The 17,257-nt window shown below is 58.9% G+C and carries 15 protein-coding genes and 1 pseudogene; 9 read left to right on the forward strand and 7 right to left on the reverse strand.

Translation table 11 applies throughout. The features are described from left to right. The first annotated feature begins 28 nt into the window (after positions 1-28). Together AB4N64_RS15620 and AB4N64_RS15625 are read left to right on the forward strand one after the other, a co-directional pair. Positions 29-787, forward strand: a complete 759-nt coding sequence (locus tag AB4N64_RS15620; protein WP_460116780.1) for an SDR family oxidoreductase — start codon at positions 29-31, stop codon at positions 785-787. Between the two features lie 32 nt (positions 788-819). Continuing rightward, the gene (locus AB4N64_RS15625) at positions 820-1,776 is read left to right on the forward strand and encodes a 2-hydroxyacid dehydrogenase (protein ID WP_460116782.1); all 957 of its coding nucleotides are present in this window, start codon (positions 820-822) and stop codon (positions 1,774-1,776) included. 46 nt (positions 1,777-1,822) lie between these two features. Here the strand turns inward: AB4N64_RS15625 and AB4N64_RS15630 are convergent, their stop codons facing one another. Beyond that, positions 1,823-3,124, reverse strand: coding sequence for an Nramp family divalent metal transporter (locus AB4N64_RS15630; protein ID WP_460116784.1), 1,302 nt, complete (start codon positions 3,122-3,124; stop codon positions 1,823-1,825). Positions 3,125-3,366: 242 nt separating this feature from the next. Between AB4N64_RS15630 and AB4N64_RS15635 the strand changes: the two genes are divergently transcribed. Next, on the forward strand, positions 3,367-4,500 hold the full coding sequence (locus AB4N64_RS15635; RefSeq protein WP_460116785.1) for a lactonase family protein: 1,134 nt from the start codon (positions 3,367-3,369) through the stop codon (positions 4,498-4,500). Positions 4,501-4,609: 109 nt separating this feature from the next. Here AB4N64_RS15635 and AB4N64_RS15640 read toward each other — a convergent pair whose 3' ends face one another. Next, positions 4,610-6,130 (reverse strand): nucleobase:cation symporter-2 family protein, encoded by a 1,521-nt coding sequence (locus AB4N64_RS15640; protein ID WP_460116787.1) that lies wholly within the window; start codon positions 6,128-6,130, stop codon positions 4,610-4,612. 257 nt (positions 6,131-6,387) lie between these two features. Here AB4N64_RS15640 and AB4N64_RS15645 point away from each other — a divergent pair, with 257 nt between their 5' ends. Continuing rightward, entirely contained in the window at positions 6,388-6,669 is a 282-nt protein-coding gene (locus tag AB4N64_RS15645) for a BrnT family toxin (RefSeq protein ID WP_460116789.1), read from the forward strand. A gap of 3 nt (positions 6,670-6,672) precedes the next feature. Beyond that, a pseudogene (locus AB4N64_RS15650) lies at positions 6,673-6,992 on the forward strand (BrnA antitoxin family protein). A gap of 7 nt (positions 6,993-6,999) precedes the next feature. Here AB4N64_RS15650 and AB4N64_RS15655 read toward each other — a convergent pair. Continuing rightward, on the reverse strand, positions 7,000-7,827 hold the full coding sequence (locus tag AB4N64_RS15655) for an arylamine N-acetyltransferase family protein (protein ID WP_460116791.1): 828 nt from the start codon (positions 7,825-7,827) through the stop codon (positions 7,000-7,002). A 97-nt stretch (positions 7,828-7,924) separates the two neighbouring features. Next, on the reverse strand, positions 7,925-8,719 hold the full coding sequence (locus AB4N64_RS15660) for an exodeoxyribonuclease III (protein ID WP_460116792.1): 795 nt from the start codon (positions 8,717-8,719) through the stop codon (positions 7,925-7,927). Positions 8,720-8,846: 127 nt separating this feature from the next. Here AB4N64_RS15660 and AB4N64_RS15665 point away from each other — a divergent pair, with 127 nt between their 5' ends. Next, positions 8,847-9,434, forward strand: coding sequence for a GNAT family N-acetyltransferase (locus tag AB4N64_RS15665; RefSeq protein ID WP_460116794.1), 588 nt, complete (start codon positions 8,847-8,849; stop codon positions 9,432-9,434). Positions 9,435-9,517: 83 nt separating this feature from the next. Then, complete coding sequence (locus tag AB4N64_RS15670; RefSeq protein WP_460126767.1) at positions 9,518-9,844, forward strand: hypothetical protein; 327 nt, start codon at positions 9,518-9,520, stop codon at positions 9,842-9,844. A 38-nt stretch (positions 9,845-9,882) separates the two neighbouring features. On the opposite strand, the gene AB4N64_RS15675 is transcribed toward AB4N64_RS15670, so the two are convergent. Together AB4N64_RS15675 and AB4N64_RS15680 are read right to left on the reverse strand one after the other, a co-directional pair. Further along, complete coding sequence (locus AB4N64_RS15675) at positions 9,883-11,454, reverse strand: sensor domain-containing diguanylate cyclase (protein ID WP_460116795.1); 1,572 nt, start codon at positions 11,452-11,454, stop codon at positions 9,883-9,885. A 175-nt stretch (positions 11,455-11,629) separates the two neighbouring features. Next, entirely contained in the window at positions 11,630-13,357 is a 1,728-nt protein-coding gene (locus AB4N64_RS15680; protein ID WP_460116796.1) for a L,D-transpeptidase family protein, read from the reverse strand. Between the two features lie 81 nt (positions 13,358-13,438). Between AB4N64_RS15680 and AB4N64_RS15685 the strand changes: the two genes are divergently transcribed. Continuing rightward, the gene (locus tag AB4N64_RS15685; protein ID WP_460116798.1) at positions 13,439-14,143 is read left to right on the forward strand and encodes a murein L,D-transpeptidase catalytic domain family protein; all 705 of its coding nucleotides are present in this window, start codon (positions 13,439-13,441) and stop codon (positions 14,141-14,143) included. 29 nt (positions 14,144-14,172) lie between these two features. On the opposite strand, the gene AB4N64_RS15690 is transcribed toward AB4N64_RS15685, so the two are convergent. Then, on the reverse strand, positions 14,173-16,227 hold the full coding sequence (locus AB4N64_RS15690) for a TonB-dependent receptor (RefSeq protein ID WP_460116799.1): 2,055 nt from the start codon (positions 16,225-16,227) through the stop codon (positions 14,173-14,175). 242 nt (positions 16,228-16,469) lie between these two features. Between AB4N64_RS15690 and AB4N64_RS15695 the strand changes: the two genes are divergently transcribed. Next, a complete protein-coding gene (locus AB4N64_RS15695) occupies positions 16,470-17,255 on the forward strand; it encodes a transporter substrate-binding domain-containing protein (protein WP_460116801.1) in 786 nt (261 codons plus the stop codon). The last annotated feature ends 2 nt before the right edge of the window (positions 17,256-17,257 follow it).

Here is a 17,257-nt window from a genome sequence, read left to right on the forward strand (position 1 = left end):
CCAGTGAATAAAAAAAGGAAACAACAAGATGACCCATCCTTTGAAAGTCGCCCTGGTAACCGGTGCCGGCAGCGGAATAGGCCGCGCCGTGGCCCTTGGCCTGATGGCCGACGGCTTCACCGTGGTGCTCGCGGGACGCCGGCCGGAGCCATTGCTGGAACTGGCGGAACTGGCCGCCGTCGAAGGACACGAGGCCTTGGCGGTCCCCACTGATGTGCGCGACCCGGCCAGCGTCGATGCGCTGTTTGCCGAAATCACCGTGAAGTACGGACGCCTGGACGTGGTGTTCAACAACGCCGGGGTCAATGCCCCCGCCGTTCCGCTGGATGAGCTCACCTTCGAGCAGTGGCGAAACGTGATCGACACCAACCTCAACGGCGTTTTCCTCTGCGCCCGCGGTGCTTTTGGGCTGATGCGCCGGCAGCAGCCCATGGGTGGGCGCATCATCAACAACGGCTCGATCTCGGCTCACACTCCGCGCCCCTTCAGCAGCGCCTACACCGCCAGCAAACACGCGGTGCTGGGGCTCACCAAATCCCTGGCCCTGGATGGCCGCGAATTCAACATTGCCTGTAGCCAGATCGACATTGGCAACGCCCTGACCGAGATGTCGGTGCGCATGACCAAAGGCGTGCGCCAGGCCAACGGCAGTATCGCCGTAGAGCCCATGGTGGACGTCCAGCACGTCGCCGATGCCGTGCGCTACATCGCCGCCCTGCCGTTGTCGGCAAATGTCCTGAACATGACCGTCATGGCCACTGCCATGCCGTTTGCCGGTCGCGGTTGACCGGCTTTTTTATTGCGCTCCACGAGGTTCACATGAAACCAGAAGTCTTGCTGCTCAGCCCGATCCTGATTCCGGAAATAAACACCCGCCTGGGCGAATTGTTCACCATCAGGCGCTATTTCGAACAGGCTGACAAAGCGGCCTATATCAAAGAGCATGGCAACAACATTCGGGGTGTGATCACCGGCGGTCACACCGGGATCACCCAGGCGCTGATGGCGCAGTTGCCGAAACTGGAGGTGGTGGCCGTCAACGGTGTAGGGACCGATGCCGTGGACCTGGCCTACGCCAGGGATCGCGGAATTCGCGTGACGGCGACCATCGGTGCGTTGACCGAAGACGTGGCTGACCTGGCCATCGGCCTGTTGATCGCCGTGTGCCGTGGCCTGTGTACCAGTGACCGTTATGTGCGTTCGGGCCAATGGCCGCATAGTCCGACGCCATTGGCCCCTTTGCCGTTGGCGCGCCAGGTGTCCGGGATGCGCATCGGCATTGTCGGCATGGGCCGGGTCGGTCGTGCCGTCGCGGTTCGTGCCGCAGCATTCGGCTGCCCGATCAGCTACACCGACCTGCAACCGATGAGCGATGTGGACCACAATTTCGTCGCCGACCTGAAGCAGTTGGCCAGCCAAAGCGATGCACTGATTCTCGCCGCTGCTGCCGACAAGGCCGAAGCCATCATCAATGCCGATGTGCTGCACGCGCTGGGCAAGGGTGGCTATCTGATCAACGTCGCCCGGGGCAAGCTGGTCAACGAGGTCGATCTGGTCGCGGCACTGGCGGCCGGAGAGATCGCGGGCGCAGCGCTGGACGTGTTCGTCGATGAGCCGCGCGTTCCAGAGACGCTGTTCGGCAACGAACAGGTGGTGCTGCAACCCCATCGCGCCAGCGCGACTGTGCAGACCCGCACGCGCATGGGTGAGATGGTGGTGGCGAGCCTGGTGGACAGTTTTGCCGGAAAAATTCCGAAAGGGTCTGTGACCGATTGAGGCATCGATGTCGAGGGGCATTGCGTCCCCTCGACATTCCCCGATATCAGGCGAACAAATCAACGCCCAACTGGAAGGCAACCCACAGTGCAAGGCCCGTCGCGAATGCGAGTGCGATGTTCTCGAACAGGTTGTTGCGGTACTGCTTGTCCAGCAATTTTTTCTGGTTGGACATGATCAGCAAGCCGAGGGAAATGATGGGCAGGCCAATGATGTTCAGCGCGCTGACACCGATGGTCAGCGTCACGAAGTCTGGCATGCCGGGCAGCGACCAGATCAGTGGCGTGACCAGGATGAACAGCATGAACCACTTGTGCATCGGGTCATGGTGAAACTCTTTGCCATACTTGTCGCGACGCTTGGGAAACACGTGTTGGAAGGCATCGGTGATCAGCATCGGGAATGCGGTGGTCTTGCCCGAAATACTGGCGAACAACGTGGCAAATACGCCGATGAAGAACACATACCAACCGATGGAGCCGAAATAGATTTCCAGCGCCTTGCCCAGATCGCCCAGGGTTTTGACCTCGATGCCGTTGGGACGCAGGATTTCCGCGCCTACGATCCAGATGGCCAGGTTGATGATGATCCCTATAAACACGGCAAACAGCAGATCGTTGCGTTGAATGCGCTTGTGTTGCGGGCCAACCCAACCCTTTTGGCGCATGACGTAAGGATGCACGAAGTTGGCGATCGAACCGGCAACAGCGCCGATGACCGATACCGCCACCAGCAACGCGCCATGCACACCCTCGTCCTTGGGAATGCTGAAACCGATGGTGCCCTTGATGATGCCGCCTACATCCGGGCCGGACATCACAGCCAGCGCAATGAACGCCAGGGTCATGATCGCCAGCAGCAACTTCATCACGCCTTCGATCATCGAGTAGATGTTGCGACCGACCAGCATCCACACTGCCAGTACCACCGCCACCGAACAGAGCAACGGCTGCTCGATCTTGAACAGCATCGCCAGCGACTCCCCTGCCCCCTTTATCATGTAGGCGTTCATCAAGTGGCCCATCAATAGGGCGTAGACGAGCAAGAACCAGGCAAAAAACGGATTGAGCTGAGCGTAGCCCTGCAGGATGGTCATGCCCTGGTTATTGCACAGCTGGAAGCGCGCGATGATGTTGACGATCAGGTATCTCAGCAACAGGGAGACCGCAAGCACCCACATCATCGCGTAACCGTAGTTGGCACCGGCCACGGACGAGGTGATCAGGTCACCCGCCCCCAGCCAGGACAGCACGGCAATGATGCCTGGGCCCAGGAGTTTGAATATTCGTAGAAATCGACTTTGCGCGGGCGCCGCAGCCTGGCCTTCCACGGAAGGAATGCTGGTCATAGAGGGTATCTCCATTGTTTTTTTTGTGAGAACCCGCGAAGTCGAACACAGTAAGTACGATGTCGTACAACACTTGGTAAAACGAGATTATTTAAAAATATTTCAAACCCATAAATGTTGTGCGGGCATAGCAAATCGCCATAGCTCCGGAAATTTCAGTTTTCATGCAGCCGAGGCATTGATGTCCAGATGTTTCAGTCATAGGATGACTGACCACATCAATAACAATAAAAGGATCCACTGTGAGTAAAAACCTCCTCCTGGCCGCCGCCGTCATCGGTGGCCTCAGCCTGCAAGCCAATGCCGCCACCTACGCCTACATATCCAGCCCGGGAGACGGGTTGATTTCCCAGTACCGCCTCGATCAGAACAATGGCACGCTGAGCCTGGTCAATCAGGTCAACGCCGGCGATCAGGTCAACCCAATGGCCATCACACCTGACGGCAAAGTGTTGTTCGCGGCGTTGCGGGTCAAACCGTTCCAGGTGTTGGGCTACAGCATCGACGCAAAGACTGGGCAACTGACGCCATCGACCAAGGCACCGCTGGCGCAAAGCATGGCTTACCTGTCTACCGACAGATCGGGGCACTACCTGCTCGGCGCCTCATATGGCGGCGACGCCGTGACCGTGCAAGCCATTGACAAGGGCTATCAGCCTTCGGACAACATTCAGAGCTACCCCACCGGCCCCCACGCCCACTCGGTCCGCACCGACCCCAGCAATCGTTTTGCCTACACCGGCAACCTGGGGGCCGACCGCGTCCTGCAATATCGCCTGGATGCAAAGACCGGCGCGCTCTCCCCCATCGACAGCGGCTACGTGAGCGTTCCGGCCAATACCGGACCTCGACACCTGGCGTTTTCCAGGGACGGCAAATTCCTTTACGTGGTCGGCGAGATGAGCGGCACGGTCACTGCGTTTTCCATCAACGACAGCACCGGAGCCCTGAAGGAGATTGGCGTGGCCAACGGGATTCCCGAGCGGCTGAAATTGGCTCACGGTGAAGTGCGCGATGCGCGCAACAACGACTTGAAGGACGACCCGACGCCGCGTATCTGGGCGGCAGACCTGCGGCTCTCGCCTGACGGCAAACTCCTGTACATGACCGAACGCACCAGCAGTTCAGTGTCGGCGTTTGCGGTCGATACGGCCTCGGGCGGCTTGCGCTTTCTCGACAACTACCCGGTACAAGAAAAGCAGCCACGCAACATCGCATTTTCGCCGAACGGCAAATGGTTGTTGGTAACGGGTGAGAAAAGCGAAAAGGTTGGCACCTATGCCGTCGGCGACAAGGGCGCGCTCAAACGTGTGGGCGAAGCGGCTTCGGGCAAGGGGGCGTTGTGGATCGAGGTGTTGCAGACTTCGGTGGAGTGACCTTCAGGTTTTCTCTGTAGGAGTGAGCATGCTCGCGATGAGGCCGGCACATCCAACATCTTCGCTGGCTGACACACCGCCATCGCGAGCAAGCTCGCTCCTACAAGGGTCAGGCGTGCTCGCTGCTGTTGGCGTGCATCGTTCGCGGTTCGCCGTGCCCGTGGTCGTCCACTTCGATCACGGGTACTTCCTTGCCGTCGCAGTCACGCAGCTTGCCTTCGCTGAAGTAATCGCCTTCGCGTAACGCGGCCAGGTCCTGATAACGCAGCACACGCTCAGTGCCAGCGGCGAATACCGACTGTTGGTCCGAGTTACCGGCGGTCAGGTGGTTGAAGGTCAGATTCAGCACAATGGCCATGATCGCCGAGGAGCTGATACCCGAATGGAAGATCGTGGCAAACCAGCTCGGGAAGTGGTCGTAGAAATTCGGCGCGGCAATCGGGATCATGCCGAAACCGATGGAGGTCGCAACGATGATCAGGTTGACGTTGTTGCGATAGTCGACCTTGGACAGCGTACGAATGCCGCTGGCGGCCACGGTGCCGAACAGCACAATGCCCGCGCCCCCCAGAACCGAGGTCGGCACGGCTGCAATGACCCGCCCCATGAAAGGCAGCAGGCCAAGGATCACCAGAAACAGACCGCCCGTGGCGACCACATAGCGGCTCTTGATTCCGGTCACCGCCACCAGCCCGACGTTCTGGGCGAAGGCGCTCTGTGTGAACGATCCGAAGATAGGCGCGATCATGCTCGACAGCATGTCGGCCCGCAGCCCGTTGCCCAGCCGCTTGGAGTCTACCTTGGTGTCAATGATTTCCCCGACGGCCAGGATGTCCGCCGAGGTCTCTACCAGCGTCACCATGACCACGATGCACATCGACAGGATCGCGGCAAAATGGAATGTCGGCATGCCGAAGTGGAACGGTGTGGGGAAACCGAACATCGGGCCTTGGGTGACTGACGAGAAGTCCGCCATGCCAAGGAACACCGCGATGATCGTACCCACGACCATCGCCAGCAGGATCGACAAACGGGAGATGGTCGCACTGCCGATCTTGCTCAGCAGCAACACCAGCATCAACGTCACTGCTGCCAGGCCGATGTTGGCCATGCTGCCGAAATCCGCCCCATGGCTGTTGCCGCCCATGGCCCAGCGAGCAGCCACCGGCATCAGCGTCAGGCCAATGGTGGTGATGACGATTCCGGTGACCAGCGGCGGGAAGAACTTGGTAATTCGCGAAAACACCGGTGTGATCAGCAAACCGATCAGTGAGGCGGCGATCACCGCGCCCAGGATCGCCTGAAACCCACCCTCCCCGCCCGTACTGACAATTGCCACCATGGTGGCGACGCCTGAGAACGACACGCCCTGCACCAGCGGCAACTGACAACCGAAAAACGGCAGGCCGAGGGTCTGGAGCAACGTCGCCAGCCCCCCCGCAAACAATGAAGCAGCAATCAACAAACCTATGTCCGCCGGTGAGAGCCCGGCCGCCTGGCCGATGATCAAGGGCACCGCGACGATACCGCCATACATGGTCAGAACATGTTGCAGGCCGTAAGCCATATTCGCGCCGATCCCAAGGTTTTCGTCCTCGGGCCGTTGGTGTGAAACATGGGGCGTTTTCATGATTGGGGGGGTTCCCTGGTTTTTGTTATGCGCACACTGTATGCAAGACCAAAGACAAATGTCCATAGAGTTGTATACAACTCTATGGACATTTTATGAACACTTGGTCACACCCCAGTGCCGCCATACCCCGTAATGGCTCAATAAACCTTGAAATACATGACCTCAAAGCCGCCGCTTTCCCCCGCTAGGCTCTTAATGAGCCTGGCGACGACCGGTAGAGTTGCCTCCTTTTATATACATATAAAGTATGCATAATGAAGTCATTCGAAATTCAGTTCGACAAAAGCAAGAACGCGGCAAATAAACTGAAGCATCGTGGTGTGAGCCTTGCTGATTCCGAGGCTGTGTTTAATGACGAAAGAGCGTTGACGCTTCAGGATGAAGATCATGATGAGCAACGCTGGGTCACCATGGGGCTGGATGCAAAAGGTCGTTTGCTGGTGGTCGCATACACCTATCGTGACCCGAATTTCGTTCGAATCATTTCAGCGCGCGCCGCCACGAGAAACGAGCGTCGCCAATACCTGGAGGCTTAAGCCATGAAAGATGAATACGATTTCAAAAATGCCAGGCGCGGGTCGGTTGCTCCGGCCAAGGGCAAAACCCGCATTACCATCATGCTGGACGAGTCCGTTATAGAAGCGGCTCGGGCACTGGCGGAAAGCGAAGGGTATGGCTACCAGACAGTGATCAACAACACACTGCGCCATGCCCTGCTCAATCAAAAAAAGATGCGGCCCCAGACGCTGCGCATCTGAAAAAAGGCATTACCGCCTCTGACCTGAAAACACTGGAGAGAAAGCTGCTCGACGCCGTCAGCGAAATTCAGCAAATGATGGAGCCTGATGCCCGCCCATAGGCCCGCCCTACACGGGTTCGATCAACCGCCCAAGTACTTGCTTCAACGGCTCATTGGCAGGCACTTGGATGCCGAACTCTCCCTTCAACAACGCAACCAGTTCTTCCACATCCGCGACCTGGCGTCGCTCGCTCTCATGGCCGATCCGATGGATCGCGAAGCTGCCATTGTTCAACGTGTGCCGCGAGCCGTCACCCGTTCGCGCAACCATGAGGCGCTGGATGAACGGTGAATCTGGAGAAGTCGAGACGTACCAGTTGCCGACCGCGTAATCGATGTCTTCCTGGCGCTGCAGGTCAAAGATGTACATCGGCCGCCACTCATCCTCAACCTTGGCGCGCAATGTGTAGCCATCCACATGCCGATCAATGCGATAGGGTTCATGGGGTGTGGATTGTTCAGCATCCGTGTCGAGCTTCAGTGGCGCGGTGGGTACCATACCGCCGAACCCCACGTCGGTGATGTAGCGCACGCCATCCAGGGTAACCAGGCTCAAGCGGTGTGTTCTCGCGGTCCAGGCGCCTTCAGGCTGGCCCATGACCACGCGGCCGGAGATACCCTGAGCGTCGAAGCCCAGCTCCTGCAGCAGCACCAGGAACAAATGGTTGAGTTCGTAACAGTAACCACCGCGCCCTTGGTGCAGGACCTTGTGTTCGATAGAGGCCAGGTCGATCAGCACCGGCTGGCCGGACAACGTGGTGAGGTTTTCGAACGGGAAGACACCGGTGTGACGCAGCTGCAGTTGGCGCAGGGTTTCCAGGGTCGGCGGCGGAGTCATGTCGTAACCCAGCCGTTGCAGGTACAACGCGCGATTGCTCAGGCGTATCTCACTCATTGGTCATTCCTTATACGAGGTGCCGCTTGTGGCACCCTGTATAAGGGAAAAAGCGTCGCGACCGACAATTGATTTCACCAATTGCCACTCGAACAAGTCAGCGTTGCTTGCGTGAACTCAGTTGTATCCACGTCGGAGCATGGTCGCTGGCATGCGGCTCATTGCGCACCCAGGCATCGACACCCGCCTCTTGCAGATAAGGACTCAGCGCCGGATTGAGTAGCAGATGGTCGATACGCAAACCGGAATTCTTCTGCCAATGTTGTCGGAAATAGTCCCAGAAGGTGTAGAGCCGATCCTCGGGATACAAATGGCGCAGTGAGTCGGTCCAACCCTGATCCAGCAATCGCTGATAACACTCACGACTTTGCGGTTGGAGCAACGCATCCTTGAGCCAGGAACGTGGGTTGTAGATGTCCAGGTCGGTCGGCACCACGTTGTAGTCACCGGCCAGCACCACGGGATGTTCGGTGCCTTGCAGACCCTTGGCGTACGTGATTAGCCTTTCGAACCATGCCAGTTTGTAATCAAATTTCGGACCTGGCTGCGGATTGCCATTGGGCAGATACAAACACCCCACCAGCACACCATGCACCGCCGCCTCCAGATAGCGACTGTGGGTATCGCTGTCATCACCGGGCAGACCGCGTCGGCTTTCCAGGGGCTGGGCATCGCGCGCCAGGATCGCCACGCCGTTCCACGACGATTGACCTTGCCAGATGGCACCATAACCCGCCGACTCAAGTTCGGCGGCGGGAAACGCACTGTCCACCGACTTGAGTTCCTGCAGACAGGCGATGTCCGGTTTCTCTCGTTCCAGCCACGCCAGCAGGTTGGGCAGTCGGGCGCGCAGGCCGTTGACGTTGAACGTTGCGATTCGCAATTTCTTCATGGGCCAGCCCTCCGGACAAAGGTGTTGTGCGTGTGACATCCGCTCCTTGCGCTGGTTGCGTCGAGGTTTGCAGATACGGCGTAATAGGCGTCCTGAACCCTTCTGATCCGCCGAGAAAAATCAGCCCATGGATACCACCCTGCACGGCGAAAGAATCAGCCTGCGCCCACTGCAATACAGCGATGCCAATGCTCTGGTCCAGGCCGCTGCCGACGGCGAACTGTGGAACCTGACCGTCACCATCGTACCCTCCACGACAACCGTGGACGCCTACCTGAAAAAAGCGTTGGACGGCCGGGATTCCGGCACAGTGCTGCCCTTCGCGATCGTGCTGAACGAAACGGGCGAGGTGATCGGTTCGACACGGTTCTGGAAGGTTGACCCGCTCAACCGCAAGCTCGAAATCGGTAGCAGTTGGATCTCGAGTCGCTGGCAGAAAACCTTCGTCAACACCGAAGCCAAATACCTGATGTTGCGCCACGCTTTCGAGGTCCTGGGCTGCGTGCGCGTGCAATTCACCACCGATGAAAACAACCAGAAATCGCGCAATGCCATTCTCAGGCTCGGGGCGCAGCAGGAAGGCATCGTGCGTCATGAGCGCATCATGCCGGACGGCCGCAAGCGCAATTCCGTGCGGTTCAGCATCATTGATGATGAATGGCCGCAGGTACGCGAAAATCTCGAGCACAAACTCGCAGGCGACGCTTCTCGCTAGTTAACCGCTCGTCACCCGGTCAGCACCAAGTCCTCGGCGCGCTACACCAACATCAGGTATCGACTCACATTTGAAGAGGTATCCTGATGAACATCAAACTCACCTCAGTGCTCCTGGCGAGTCTGCTGGCCACTGGCGCAACTGCCTATGCGGCCAGCGGCGATGGCGCTGACGCCAGCGGCACCAAATCTGGATCCACGGGCGGCTCGACCATGTCCCCCAACAACAACCCCGGCGAACCTTCGGGCGGCAATAATGGCGGGAACGGCGGCAACGGGGGCGGCAGCGGCTCGGGCACCTCCAGTGGCAGTTCCGGCGGAACCGGCGGCTCCGGTGGCTCCGGCGCGGGTGGCGGGACCGGGTCGTCAGGTGGAGGCACCGGCGGCGCGGGAGGCGGCACCGGCGGTTGACCGCATAAAGTCGACCCTGTTGAGGGCGCTCGCTGCACTCAGCGATCAGAACGCATCAGTTCCCCGAAAGCGCCTTCAATCGACAACACCGCCGACCGGTTCCGCCCCGAATGCTTGGCTTGGTACAGGGCCGCGTCGGCGCGTTCGATGAACACCTCAATGCTGTCCAGGCGCGTCGGCACAAAGGCATGACAGCCCAAGCTCACGGTCACATGGCCGCTGGGCGCGCCGCTGTGGATAATGTTGCGCGCCATGACACTGCGGCGGATCTGTTCGGCCACGACGAGCGTGCCATGAATGTCGGTTTCAGGGAGGAGGACCGCGAATTCTTCTCCGCCGTAACGCACGGCCAGGTCGACCGGGCGCTGACAGCAACTTTTCACCGCACGTGCCACTTCCGCCAGGCAATGATCACCGGCCACGTGGCCGTAGGCATCGTTGTAGCGTTTGAAGTAATCAATATCGAGCATGATCAGGCCCAACGAAGTCGACTGCCGGATATCACGGCTGAATTCGATCTCCAGTGCCTGCTCGAACAGTCGACGGTTGGCCAGCCCCGTGAGGCTGTCATGGGTCGCGATCAGCTTCAGAGCTTCCTGCGCCTTGCGCAGATCCTGCTCGACCCGCTCGCCAAGGCGCACCTGGCGCACGAACACCCAGCCGAAAAGGCCCACGCCCAGTACCACCAGGGCCACGATGAGACTGGACTGCAACGCGGTATCGTACCAACCCTTGAGAATCGATTCCCTGGAGGTCGCCGCCGTGACCACCAGCGGGTAGGCATCGAGTTGCCGGTAACCATGCAACCGCATGGAGCCGTCGAGCACCGAAGCGATCATCGCGTTGCCGGACATGGCACCGGCCAGGTACTTGCTGAATATCTCGCCCTTGGCCAACGACTGGCCGATCTGCGCCTCCACGAACGGCCGCCGCGCCAGCAACGTTCCGTCGCTCAGCGCCAGCGCGATCGAACCGTTTTCATCGAGGCTGAAACTCTTGAAGAATTGATCGAAGTAGCTGAGCTTGATGCCGGCCAGCAAAACGCCCTTGAAGTTGCCGTTTCTGTCATTCACCCGCTTGGAAACGGGAATGATCCACTCGCCGTTGGTACGACTGCGAATCGCCGGACCAATGTGCGCCACGGACGATATATTCTGCTGGTGAAACAGGAAATACTCCCGGTCCGCCACACCGGGACCACGGGGCAGCCCCTCGAACGAGGTGACGATCCACTGGCCTTTCTGGTCGAAGAGGAAGATCCCGTGCAACTGACTCAGCGCCAGCACACGTCGGGCGAACATTTTCTGCAGTACGGATATCTGTGCCGGGCCGAAACCGTCGGCCTGCAACCAGTCCGCCAGACTGGTCAGCACCAGGTCAGCTTTCGTGAAAGTATCTTCAGCCTGCTGCGCCACGGCCCGGGTCAGGTTTGAGGACGCCGCCTCGGCAACCTCCAGATCGTGCCGCCGTGATTGTTCGAGTTGCAGGTACAGCAAGCCAAACAGGCACAAACACACCAAGGTGATAAACAGCACCGCAGCCTTGCGCAGGGGCAGCCGTTTCAAGGCAGTACCACTGGAGTGGCGGGGGTCGTCGTCGGAGATAGGCAAAAGCTCATCCTGCAAGGGCAAGGCATGGGCAAGCGGCCCAAAACCCTTAAACATGGCGAGCTTAGTCTACGTGTCGACAAGGGGCAATTGTCCTTTCGACAGGTATTACATCGAGCATTTGCAAATGCGCCCAATGACTTCGCGCATCCCCCGCTCGCCTACGTTCGCCCGTCGACTATTGGCCCGCCACCACCGCGTGCAAACTCAACACAGGCACAGGCGAAGGACGATTCAACGCCCGTAATACAGGTGCATCGTAGCCATACACATCCGGTTTAAACGACACACGTCCGTCGCTGCCCAGATCGACCGTCCAGTACGCCAGCAATACCGGCACCTTCACCGGCAGCCGAATGTTCTCCGTCTTGCCATTGGCCAGTTGTTTCTGAATGCCGGCGCTGTCCCATTTGATCGGGTCGTTGAACAGCAACTCGACCAGTTGCAGCGGGTTCTCCACGCGGATGCAGCCGGAACTGGTCGCCCGGACGGTCTTGGCAAACAGCTCGCGATGCGGCGTGTCGTGAAGGTAAATGGCGTAATCATTGGGAAAGCGGATTACAACCTGCCCCAGCGAGCTGTCCTTACCCGCATCCTGGCGCAGACTGAGCCCACGTGGATTGGTCCAGTCGACAGTGGAAGGGTCCACCTCGCGACCCTCGCGATCGATCACCCGCATGCGGTTGGCCGCCAGGTAGCCGGGATTGACTTGGATTTTCGGCAGTACATCTTCCTTGAGGATCGTGGGCGGCACGGTCCAGGTTGGATTGAAGGTGATGTAGGAAATCTGCGCCTGGAAAATCGGTGTATTGCGCGCCGCCTTGCCGACCTGCACTCGGGAACGCCAGATCGGCTGGCCATCGCGGTACATCGCGACCTTATAGCCGGCGATATCGACGATCACGAACGTGCCCTGTAGCTTGTAAAGCAACCAGCGAGCGCGCTCCATGTTCACCCGTACCTGATCGATCCGCGCCTCGACAGGCACGTTCAACGCCGCCAGGGTGTTGGCCCCGGCCATGCCGTCCGCGCCCAGGTATTGCTCGTCCTGATACTTCTTCACCGCCGCAGTGACGGCGCCGTCGTACTTGTTGCCGTGAATCAGCCGCGGATCGAGAAAACCGGCCGCGACCATCCGCGCGCGCAACTGCGCGACCGCCGGCTCATCCATGCCGGGCTTGAGCGAATGATCCACCGTCACTTTTGGCCAGCCGCCACGCTCGCGTACGCTGCGCAACTGCGCCAATGCCTGGCGCATCCCCGCGTAGACCGCTTCCTGGGGCGGCGCCAGGGCAAACGCCCTGGCTACCTCATGGTTGTCGAGTGCGGCGAAGAATGCGTTGAGGTCGTCACGAGGATCGACGCCATCGGCATCGAAGTTCCAGTGGATGTCGAGTCGCGCAGGGTCGACCTTACCGCGCCGCAATTGCAGCAACGCGGTGATGAAGGTATGCGTGGTTGCCAGATCGAATGCCGCTCGCTGTTCGGCGGTGGCGGACGACGATTGCAGCGCTTCCCGGGATCGGATCAGCTCATCGATGTGAAAATCCGCCGGGTTCAGGCCATCCGCGTCGGTCGCGTTGAGGCTGGCGATCAATTGTTCGACGTCGCTGTCCTGGGTCCATGCTGCGCGGTAGGCGCGATGGGTGTAAAAATCCATGACCAGACGAGTAACGTCCAGGCGCCGATGACGCGCCGACGTCAGCAGTGGAGGAAACGCCGTTTCAAGCGGCTCCAGCGAAGCCTGGATCGCCAGAGCGACATCGTCATCGGCTGCCGCCGGTAAAACGGAGTTAGCTGTTGTTAACGTCTCAATCGACGACGTTTCCCCAAGCGCCGTGCCGCTGATCAGAAAGACCATAAAAAATACGCGGCTTATGACGAATAACCTTGTTAAAAGCACCATGGATAATCCTTAATCTCCCGCATTCAACGCCTGGCTTTCTACGCACTGCTAGACTCGAACTTAACATGATGAGACATCTATATGGCGCTACTACGTTTTGGCCACCTGCTGCCGGGCCTGTTGCTGACTGCAATGTTCGTACCGTCAGCCTACGCCGATTCCCTGGCCTCCGCCCTTATCAAAGCGGCTCCGCAGGCTGATGCCAAGGTCATCGATCTCGCCGTTCGTGCCTCGCAATGCAGCATCGCTCAAGGCGCTGCTCCTGTCCAAAGACTTGCCGTCATCGATTATTCCCTGCCTTCGACTCAGCAACGCCTGTGGGTGTTCGATTTGAAGAAGCGCAAACTGCTGTTTCAGGAACTGGTCGCCCATGGCCGCAACAGTGGCGAGAACATGGCCGTCAATTTCTCCAACCGCAATGAGAGTTTCGCCACGAGCATCGGCCTGTATCGCACCCAGCAGAGCTACGTTGGGCAGAATGGCTACTCGTTGCGCATGGAAGGTCTGGAACCGGGCTTCAACGACAACGCCTTCGACCGGGCTATCGTCATTCATGGTGCCCCCTACGTCAGCCCGGTGCTTGCGCGGGCGAATGGGCGGATCGGACGCAGCCTCGGCTGCCCGGCCGTGCGCCCGGCCATTGCCCATAAGCTGATTGATTCAATGAAAGGCGGGCAGTTGCTGTTTTCGTACTACCCGGACAAGCGCTGGCTGAAGACTTCGTCCTACATCAATTGCGGAAGCGGGACGGTGGCGACAGCGGAGAAATCAACGAGCAAACGTTGAACCCTCCCCCGTCCCACGATTGACTCGCCTTACATGTCGTAACGCAGCACCAGGCCCACCGTGCGTGGTGCGCCGACATCGATGATGTCGCCGCTGCGGTTGTTGGTCACGTATTCCTTGTCGAAGGCATTCTTCACGTAACCGGATACCGCCACATTTTTGGTGATCTTGTATTCGGCGTTGAAGTTCGCCAGCCAGTAGTTGTCACTGCGGCGCTCGCCCGTGACCTGGCCGGCATCGTCGAACTCGTATTCCGACGGTGCCGTGCTCTGGTAGACCACGTCGGTGTTCAGGGTCAGGCGATCATTCCAGCGATAGGTCCCGCCCAGCGACATTTTGTACTTGGGCGAATAGAGGAAGTCCTCGCCGCTCATGTCCCGACCGTCACCCGTGACGAAATCCTTGTACTTGCCAACGGTCACCGATGCACCAGCAGTCAGGGTCAACTGTTCGCTGAAATCCTTCTCGACAAAGACTTCCAGGCCCTTGATGTCACTGCTGCCGGCGTTGAACACGTGGAGAAACTCGGTGTTCGGGTCCAACGCACTGACCTGCTGGTCTTTCCAGTCGGTGTAGTAGAGGTTGGCGCGGGTGCGCAGGCTCTTGTCGAAGAACGAGCCGCGGTAGGACAGCTCGTAGTTGGTGGTGTATTCCGGATCGTAATCTTCGTGCCCGCCTCCAGCGCGCACGTTGACGCCCCCGCCGCGATAGCCCTTCTGCACCATGAAGCCGACGTACTGGTCGGTGGCCAACTCATAGTCCACACCCAGTTTCGGCAGCACCGCGTCAAACGACTTCTTGACCTTGCCGGGGCTGGAGAAATCATCCACCTCGATATCGGTGTCGTTGGTCTCGTGGTCGTAACGCAGGCCGGTAATCAACGTCCAACGTGGAGCAAAGGTCCAGTCGACTTCACCGAACACAGCGTTGTTTTCAATTGTCGTATCGCCTTTGACAGTGCCGGACAGCGCATTGTTGTTCAACAACCGGTCGTGGAAATTGTTGGTGTTGTGACCGTAATACGCACCTACGAAGCTCTTCACGGTGTCCGAGTTGTAGTTCAGTCGCAGCTCCTGGCTGAACAAGTCACCGTATTGCTTACGCTGCACGACCCGATTGGCCGTGGCGGATTGATCAAAGTCGAGACGTGCGTCGTAGTCCGAGTCGGTGTTGGCCGTAAGACTGGTGATGGACCAGTTGTCATCCAGACGATAATCGACCTTGGCGCTGACAGTGTCCTGCTTGAGTTTGTCGTACGCCTTGGTGTTGGACGTCATCTTGTAATAACGAATCCTGTCGTTCTCGCGCATGACCGAGTTGTCACCCTTGCGGCTTTCACCGTGGGCATAGGTGAGCAGCACATCGAGATCGTCGTTGGGCAGGATCAGCAATTTGCCACGGGCATTGGCAGCGCGAGTCGGATTGGCGTCATCGCCCGTGAAGACGTTGTCGATGTAGCCGTCACCTTCCTGATAGTCCACGGCAATACGGCCGGCGATCTTGTCATCGACGATCGAACCACCGCCCGCCACCGCGCCACCGCGCTCGTTGTAGTTGCCTACGTTGGTTTGCGCGGAAAAGCTCGGTTCGAAGGTTGGATTTTTGGTCTGGATGACAACGGCACCGGCCAGGGAGTTACGACCCTGAGTGGTGGACTGCGGGCCGAGAAATACTTCAACCTGCTCGACGTCCCACAGCGGCATGGGGCTGAGGGTCAGTGCACGGTTGGGTTGCACCGCGCCGTCGACAAATACCGAGACCGCGCCGTTGAGGGTGGCCGGGCCCTGGTCATCGAAACCCGACACCGGCACGCCGCGAATACCCCAGTTCTCGTTGCCGGACTGGTTGTAGACACCAGGGGTGCGGGCAAACACGTCGATCAGGTTGTGATCTTCCTTCTCGCGCAACTGTTTGTCCGTCACGACCACGACGCTTGACTGGGTCTGCTCCAGGGTACGGTTGATCTTTTCACCCGTCACCGTGATCGGAGCGATCTCCAATGTGCTCGATGGGTCGGCCGCCCACACACTGCCAGACAGGCAAACAGCCGACCCTACAGCCAACGCAATTGTATTTTTTTTCACGCCCCGCTCCCCGCGAAAGATTTTTGTGTTTTTTCTTACATCAAGAGCGCCGTATGCCTACGGCCTGCGGGAGTCTAATCGAAAGTAATCTTTAGACAAGAGCTATTGATAAGGCTTCTCATTATTATTCAAGCACGAGTTTGTATCGAATCAGACACGGTATCTTTCGCGATGGTTTGCGGCTCGCCGCTCTATTTGCGGCACAATCAGGCCCCCACCTCCCTCACGGAAGCCGGATAACAATGAGAACAACAACACGTGTGTCAGTCATCGGCAGCCTGCTCGCCCTGTCGTTGGGTGCCCAAGCAGAGCCTTCGCACCTGGACAACGTCATTGAGCAAGGGCAACTGCGGGTCTGCACCACGGGCGACTACAAGCCCTACACCTTCAAGACCGAAAGCGGCGAATTCGAAGGCATCGACATTGCCATGGCCCAATCACTGGCCGACAGCCTGGGCGTCAAGCCGCAATGGGTACAGACCACCTGGAAAACCCTGATGCCCGACCTGCTGGCGGGTAAATGCGACATCGCCATGGGCGGCATCTCGGTGACGCTGGAGCGCCAGAAAAAGGCGTTCTTCAGCACCACCCTGGACATCGACGGCAAAATCCCCTTGGTGCGCTGCGAAGACCAGGCGCTCTACCAGACCGTCGAGCAAATCAACCAGCCAGCGGTGCGCCTGGTGGAACCCGCCGGCGGCACCAACGAAGCCTTCGTCCACGCGTTCCTGCCCAAAGCCCAACTGGCCCTGCACGACAACGTCACCATCTTCCAGCAGTTGCTGGATAAAAAGGCCGACGTGATGATCACCGATGCCTCGGAAGCGCTGTACCAGCAGAAACTCAAGCCCGGTTTGTGCGCGGTGAACCCGACGCAGTTCATGCAGTACGGCGAGAAAGCGTACTTGCTGCCACGCGATGACATGACGTGGAAACTGTACGTCGATCAGTGGCTGCACCTGGCGAAGGTGACGGGGAAGTATCAGAAGGTGTTGGGGCAGTGGATTGCGGTGCAAGAGGCAAAATAGTC

The organism is Pseudomonas sp. S2_C03 (genome assembly GCF_054668405.1).

What these genes read in the sequence shown, in the direction of transcription:
- AB4N64_RS15685 (WP_460116798.1), top strand. Translation starts at nt 13,439, where the DNA reads ATGGCGCTACTACGTTTTGGCCACCTGCTGCCGGGCCTGTTGCTGACT.
- AB4N64_RS15645 (WP_460116789.1), top strand. Translation starts at nt 6,388, where the DNA reads ATGAAGTCATTCGAAATTCAGTTCGACAAAAGCAAGAACGCGGCAAAT.
- AB4N64_RS15695 (WP_460116801.1), top strand. Translation starts at nt 16,470, where the DNA reads ATGAGAACAACAACACGTGTGTCAGTCATCGGCAGCCTGCTCGCCCTG.
- AB4N64_RS15680 (WP_460116796.1), bottom strand. Translation starts at nt 13,357, where the DNA reads ATGGTGCTTTTAACAAGGTTATTCGTCATAAGCCGCGTATTTTTTATG.
- AB4N64_RS15640 (WP_460116787.1), bottom strand. Translation starts at nt 6,130, where the DNA reads ATGAAAACGCCCCATGTTTCACACCAACGGCCCGAGGACGAAAACCTT.
- AB4N64_RS15660 (WP_460116792.1), bottom strand. Translation starts at nt 8,719, where the DNA reads ATGAAGAAATTGCGAATCGCAACGTTCAACGTCAACGGCCTGCGCGCC.
- AB4N64_RS15630 (WP_460116784.1), bottom strand. Translation starts at nt 3,124, where the DNA reads ATGACCAGCATTCCTTCCGTGGAAGGCCAGGCTGCGGCGCCCGCGCAA.
- AB4N64_RS15655 (WP_460116791.1), bottom strand. Translation starts at nt 7,827, where the DNA reads ATGAGTGAGATACGCCTGAGCAATCGCGCGTTGTACCTGCAACGGCTG.
- AB4N64_RS15625 (WP_460116782.1), top strand. Translation starts at nt 820, where the DNA reads ATGAAACCAGAAGTCTTGCTGCTCAGCCCGATCCTGATTCCGGAAATA.
- AB4N64_RS15665 (WP_460116794.1), top strand. Translation starts at nt 8,847, where the DNA reads ATGGATACCACCCTGCACGGCGAAAGAATCAGCCTGCGCCCACTGCAA.
- AB4N64_RS15620 (WP_460116780.1), top strand. Translation starts at nt 29, where the DNA reads ATGACCCATCCTTTGAAAGTCGCCCTGGTAACCGGTGCCGGCAGCGGA.